The sequence below is a fragment of the Psychrobacter sp. T6-1 genome (assembly GCF_052258445.1).
Genome location: NZ_JBQQFC010000144.1, coordinates 1 through 5,914 on the forward strand (window position 1 = coordinate 1; position 5,914 = coordinate 5,914).

The window sequence follows — 5,914 nt, forward strand, 5'->3', positions numbered from 1 at the left end:
TTTTGAGCGAATGAGTACGGGAATAATCGTGTTGATCAGCGCATACATGCGTGAGGAGTCCTCGGCCTGACCTGAGATAATCAGTGGCGTACGCGCCTCATCGATCAAGATAGAATCGATCTCATCGATAATACAAAAATTGAGCGGACGTTGTTTTTTCTCGCCTAGACTAAACACCATGTTATCGCGAAGATAGTCAAAACCGTATTCGTTATTGGTACCATAAGTGATATCAGCTTGATAAGCATCGACCTTTTCTTGCGGCGGCTGCTGTGAGTAGATGACGCCAACTTTTAGACCCAAAAAGTTAAACAAGGGACGGTTTAAATCCGCATCACGGGCAGCTAGGTAGTCGTTGACCGTAACTACGTGCACGCCTTTACCACTAATACCGTTAAGATAAATGGCTAAAGTCGCCATTAAAGTTTTACCCTCACCGGTTTTCATCTCAGCGATTTTGCCTTCGTGCAAGGTGATACCACCGATCAGCTGCACATCATAGTGACGCATACCTGTGATACGTAAGGATGCCTCACGGCAGACCGCAAACGCTTCAGGCAATAGCGCATCTAAGCTCTCACCCTTCAAAAATCGCGCTTTAAATTCTTCTGTTTTTTGTTGTAGCTCTTCATCAGACAAGGCTTGAATGCTCGCCTCGTGCGCATTTATTTTGCTAACCACGCGGCGCATACGCTTGAGCTCACGATCATTTTTGGTGCCAACCACACTGCCTACAATCTTTGATAACATAATTTTTGACCTATGGAAATATTCGATAATCAGCGCAAACAAATGGGTGCTCTATCGCTACTTGGCTTAATTTTACCTGAGTATGCTTTGCCTGACTAAGTACGACCTAATTTAAGTACGATTCAATATAAGTACCACCCAATTAAGTGTGCCGTCATTATATATGGTTATGCTGACGATGGATACAAGGGTGGAGCGTAGATTTGGCAACGCGAAAGGTGCGCTTGTCATGGTAAAATAGCGCACAATATATAACAAATACTATTTAATTAAGAAATACAAAACTAAGAGATACGCTATGCCTGCTGCGCCGTTTAATCACACCAATGACTCAAATTCAAGCATGACCGAGCCCCTTATCATAGGGGATAGCGTCTTTGATTTGGCGCATCACACGCCAATGATGGTTCAATACCTAACAATGAAAGCCCAGTATCCGCATGCGCTCCTCCTCTACCGTATGGGCGACTTTTATGAGCTATTCTTTGACGATGCCAAACGCGCCGCGCAGATACTAGATATCACTTTGACTCGCCGCGGCACCGACAAAGCGGGCAACACCATTGCCATGGCAGGTGTGCCTTTTCATGCCGCAGATAGCTATATGGCGCGGCTGATTGCAGCAGGGCAAACGGTCGTCGTCTGCGAGCAAATTGATGAGGCGGCTGATAGTCAGGGCTTAAAAAATAGTAATGGCTCAAAAGATAGTAGTGGATCAAACCTACCAAGCGTCGGTGATAAAAGTAAAAAAAATAAGGCCAAAGGCGGCGGTATTATGCGCCGCGAAGTAGTCAAAACTCTCACCGCAGGGACAATCACTGATGACGCCCTCATCGCACCTAATCATACGCCAGCGGTCGTTGCTATCGATATCGCTAAAATAAAGAACAGCGCTCAGCCTATGCAAGCTGCGATCAGTCAACTGGACTTAGCGGCTGGAACATTGACCACGCAAACCATTGATGTTGATAAAGACAACCTCGATGAGCTACAAACACAGATGCTAACCATCTTGGCACGTTTTGCACCCAGCGAATGTATCATCAGTGAGGCTATCGATGAGACGTGGCTGGCATGGCTGCGCGCACGCCTTGATTGTCCCATTATCGAAGTTGCTGCCGCTGACTTTCATAAGCAACATGCACCAGCAACCTTGTGCCAGCAGTTTGCGGTTCAAAGCTTGGATGGTTTGGGCATCGGTGACGCGCCACTGGCGCAGTCCAGCTGCGCGGCGCTCATTCATTATGCTCGGCAAACGCAGCAGCGCCATGTACCGCAGGTCAACCAGCTCATTGTTGAATACATTGATGACTATTTGATTATTGATGCAGGCAGCCAACAAAATCTTGAGCTGTTCACTCCCGTCAGTAGTAACGGCACCTCTCTTATATCTGTACTTAACCACTGTCAAACACCGATGGGACGCAGATTGCTGGTGCAGCAGATGAAGCGCCCCCTACGTCAGCACGCGCGTATCAATATGCGCCTTGAGGCCATAGACAAGCTATTGGTTAATAATGAACGAACGACCGAGCAATCACGCTTTAAAAAACCTCTCGTCATCGCTCTACGTGAGACATTAAACAGTATTGGCGATATCGAACGCATCAGTAGCCGTATTGGTTTGATGAGTGCCAAGCCGCGTGATTTACGTAAGCTAGTGGATGGCATCAACAGTAGCGCTGAGCTAACTGGTCTGCTAAGTGATGCCAGTATTCATCATGAGGAGGCAGGTCTGCTCGCTATGCTCATACAACAATTGCCCGCACATCTACCAAGCGTACAAGAGGTTGCAGCCTTGATTGAACGCGCTATCATTACAGAGCCGCCCGCTCATATTCGTGATGGCGGTATGATAAAAGCAGGCTTTGATGAGGAGTTCGATAGGCTCACGCATCTGCATGACAATATTCAAACGACGCTCGATGACATGGTGGCGCGCGCCCGTATTGAGAACAAACTACCGAGCCTAAAGGTCGGCTATAACAAAGTTAGTGGCTTTTATTTTGAGTTGCCAAAAGTACAAGCGCTACAAGCACCCGCGCATTTTATCCGCAGGCAAACGCTCAAAAACAGCGAGCGCTTTATCACAGACGAGCTAAAGACGCTCGAAACCGAATATCTCAGCGCGCAAACTTTAGCGCTGGCACGCGAAAAGCAGCTATATCAAGCCCTGCTCACAACGCTGAGCTCGCATTTGCCAGAGCTGCAACAGCTGAGCGCCGCCATCGCGCAGCTCGATGTGCTCACTAACTGGGCGCATCTAGCGATAACTTATCAGTGGCAGCGCCCGATCATGAACCCTGATGGCAAATGTGATACTAATGCAAGCTTAACCAGTACCAATGAAAATACAACCCGTATCAATATCTCTCAAGGACGGCACGTCGTCGTCGAAGCCGCACTGAGTCAAAAAAACGGCGCGAGTACGGAACAAGCCAGCCATTTTGTCGCCAACGACTGTACGCTTGGTACCTTTGATCATCCTGAGCGATTACTGATGATCACTGGGCCCAACATGGGAGGCAAATCAACCTATATGCGCCAGACTGCGCTGATTGTACTCCTTGCGCATTGCGGCAGTTTTGTACCCGCCACAAGCGCGTATATCGGTGATATTGATCGTATCTTTACTCGTATTGGCTCCGCTGATGATCTAGCAGGCGGCAAATCGACCTTTATGGTTGAGATGATCGAAACCGCGACTATTCTTAATCAAGCCACTAACAAGTCACTAGTGCTGATGGATGAAGTCGGCCGCGGCACCGCGACGACAGATGGCCTAGCGATTGCTCATGCTTGCGTCAATAAGCTGCTGGATATCGGCTGTTTGACCTTATTTGCCACCCATTATTTTGAGCTGACGCAATTGGCTATCGAGGCTGGCAAGACTAGTGATGAGAGCCATAAAGATACCAATCAATCTGGCATTCGTAACGTTCATGTTGCTGCCAGCGAAGTCGATGGGCAGCTTTTGCTATTACATCAAATCCGCGAGGGCGCTGCCAGCTCCAGCTTTGGATTACATGTGGCCAAGATGGCAGGTATTCCTACGGCAGTATTAGAAGATGCCAAACGTTATTTAGCCAATAGCTTGACGCCTCATAAGCCCTCTTCTCAAAGTATGCCTGACAACACTAAAGGCAACACTCAAGGTGCTGATGACAAAAATGACTTAGCTAAGTCTGTAACCGACAAACGCGCCCGCAGCTACCTTGATAACGCTTATGACGCACCCTTACCCAATCACGATCAAACTCAGCACAATCAACAACAAAATCAGTTATTTAGCCTTTATGACGAGCTTGATGCGATCGATCCTGATAGCCTCACGCCCAAACAAGCACATGACTTACTCTATGAGCTCAAACAACGCAGTAGTCGCTAAAGACAATTGTTAAATGAGGATAAAAGCGCTAAAATACGCTTTATTTTATTTCCTTTTACTTCTTTATTTAAGCCGAATCAATAACAGGATTTCCTATGACCTTTGTCGTTGCAGATAATTGTATTCTTTGTAAACATACGGACTGCGTGGAAGTCTGCCCGGTGGACTGCTTTTATGAAGGTCCTAACTTTTTGGTGATCGATCCTGATGAGTGCATTGACTGCGCGCTATGCGAGCCTGAATGTCCTGCCAATGCAATCTTTTCAGAGGACGAAGTACCTAAGGGTCAAGAGGTCTTTATTGAGCTTAACGCTGAGCTGGCACAAAAGTGGCCAAACATCACAGAGATGAAGCCGCCAATGGAAGACGCCGAAAAATGGGACGGCGTTGAAGGCAAGATTCAGTATCTTGAAAAATAGCGTGTTTTGCTATAGATAATCCATTCGGTATTCATTAGGCTGTGGCTTTTGCTACAGCCTTTTTTTATTGAGAAACTTTTGATAAGCCATATTGTATTGTAGGGTGGGTTAGCAAAGCGTAACCCGCCAAACGTTATTCAAAATGAAATTATAGACATAGATAAATTTCGATCGTAATGATATTGTTTTATTATCATTAACTTTTTTGTAGAATCTATGAAAAACTATCGTAGAAATAGACAAGTCGGTGCAACTTACTTTTTCACGTTTTGTTTAAATGATAGACGCCGCTGCCTTTTGACCGACTACATCGATGAATTAAGACAGGCTTATAGTAAGACCCAATCAAAACTACCTTTTACTAGTGAAGCCATGGTAATACTGCCTGATCATATCCATGCGCTATGGACGATGCCTGACAATGATGATAATTATCCTGCCCGTATCAGGCTTTTTAAAAGTCACTTTAGTCGTCAACTCCCTCAATCGGTAAAGCAGACGGGCAGTATCAGTCGCATCAATCGTAAAGAAACTGGCGTTTGGCAACGTCGATATTGGGAACATACTATACGTGATGAGTTAGATTTTAATAACCATATGGATTATATTCATTTTAACCCTGTCAAACACAAGCTAGTAAGTTGTGCCGCTGATTGGGAATATTCTAGTTTTTTACGTGAGGTAAAAAAAGGGAGGTATGCTAAAGATTGGGCTACAAATGCGTTCGATGATAGCGATATTGGAGAATAGCCAAAGCTTTATCAAATACTCCTGTTATCGTCAATAAAGGCGGGTTACGCTGTTGCTAACCCACCCTACGATAGCTATATTGTCAAAGTTAATTTTTTGTAGGGTGGATTAGTTTTATCAAATTCTTAACGAAAATTTCGATAGAGTGTAACCTACCCTTTAATAATACTTAATAGGCGGGTTACGCTTGCGCTAACCCACCCTACGACAGATATATTTCAAAGTTAGTTTTTCGTAGGGTGGGTTAGTTTTACCAAACTCTGAACGAGAGTTTTTATAAAACGTAACCCGCCATTCAACGAATAGACTTATACGCTATCGTCCACCCTACACGTTCCTTTAGTCAAATATCTCACAAACGCTCAATAGAGCGATATAAATACCGATCAAGTCTCGGTACGTCATCGGTATGGACATGTTGACGTTTATTTAAAAACTCAGCTTGCGCAAGCTTTTGACTATCTGGACAGGCAAAATTACAGAGTATCAAGTTTTGTAACTTGCTGCTGTCGTTTTGAGTCAGGATATAAGCGGAATCGCCAAACACTTCAACCCAGTTCTTTAAGATGGTTTGGGTGTAGCCGTGCTCGCTATTGGGCATGCCAAT

The 5,914-nt window shown here is 45.3% G+C and carries 5 protein-coding genes; 3 read left to right on the forward strand and 2 right to left on the reverse strand.

Annotated features, from left to right (window positions below; all coding sequences use genetic code 11):
• Positions 1-750: DEAD/DEAH box helicase (locus ACTXGO_RS08610; protein ID WP_443574061.1), on the reverse strand; the 750-nt coding region annotated here is incomplete at its 3' end.
• A 298-nt stretch (positions 751-1,048) separates the two neighbouring features.
• Between ACTXGO_RS08610 and mutS the strand changes: the two genes are divergently transcribed.
• The 3 genes from mutS (at position 1,049) to ACTXGO_RS08625 (ending at position 5,307) form a co-directional block, all read left to right on the forward strand.
• Positions 1,049-4,138 carry a DNA mismatch repair protein MutS gene (mutS, locus tag ACTXGO_RS08615; RefSeq protein WP_443542399.1) on the forward strand — a complete coding sequence of 1,030 codons (3,090 nt, stop codon included), beginning with the start codon at positions 1,049-1,051 and terminating at the stop codon, positions 4,136-4,138.
• 95 nt (positions 4,139-4,233) lie between these two features.
• On the forward strand, positions 4,234-4,557 hold the full coding sequence (gene fdxA, locus ACTXGO_RS08620; RefSeq protein WP_317199484.1) for a ferredoxin FdxA: 324 nt from the start codon (positions 4,234-4,236) through the stop codon (positions 4,555-4,557).
• Positions 4,558-4,773: 216 nt separating this feature from the next.
• Positions 4,774-5,307: an REP-associated tyrosine transposase gene (locus tag ACTXGO_RS08625; RefSeq protein ID WP_317199485.1), complete on the forward strand. Its 534-nt coding sequence runs from the start codon at positions 4,774-4,776 to the stop codon at positions 5,305-5,307.
• Between the two features lie 352 nt (positions 5,308-5,659).
• On the opposite strand, the gene ACTXGO_RS08630 is transcribed toward ACTXGO_RS08625, so the two are convergent.
• A partial coding sequence (locus ACTXGO_RS08630; RefSeq protein ID WP_443574063.1) for a hypothetical protein occupies positions 5,660-5,914 on the reverse strand: 255 nt, incomplete at its 5' end.

Excerpts from the sequence above, each read along its gene's own strand:
- mutS (WP_443542399.1), top strand. The coding sequence starts at position 1,049 with ATGCCTGCTGCGCCGTTTAATCACACCAATGACTCAAATTCAAGCATG.
- fdxA (WP_317199484.1), top strand. The coding sequence starts at position 4,234 with ATGACCTTTGTCGTTGCAGATAATTGTATTCTTTGTAAACATACGGAC.
- ACTXGO_RS08625 (WP_317199485.1), top strand. The coding sequence starts at position 4,774 with ATGAAAAACTATCGTAGAAATAGACAAGTCGGTGCAACTTACTTTTTC.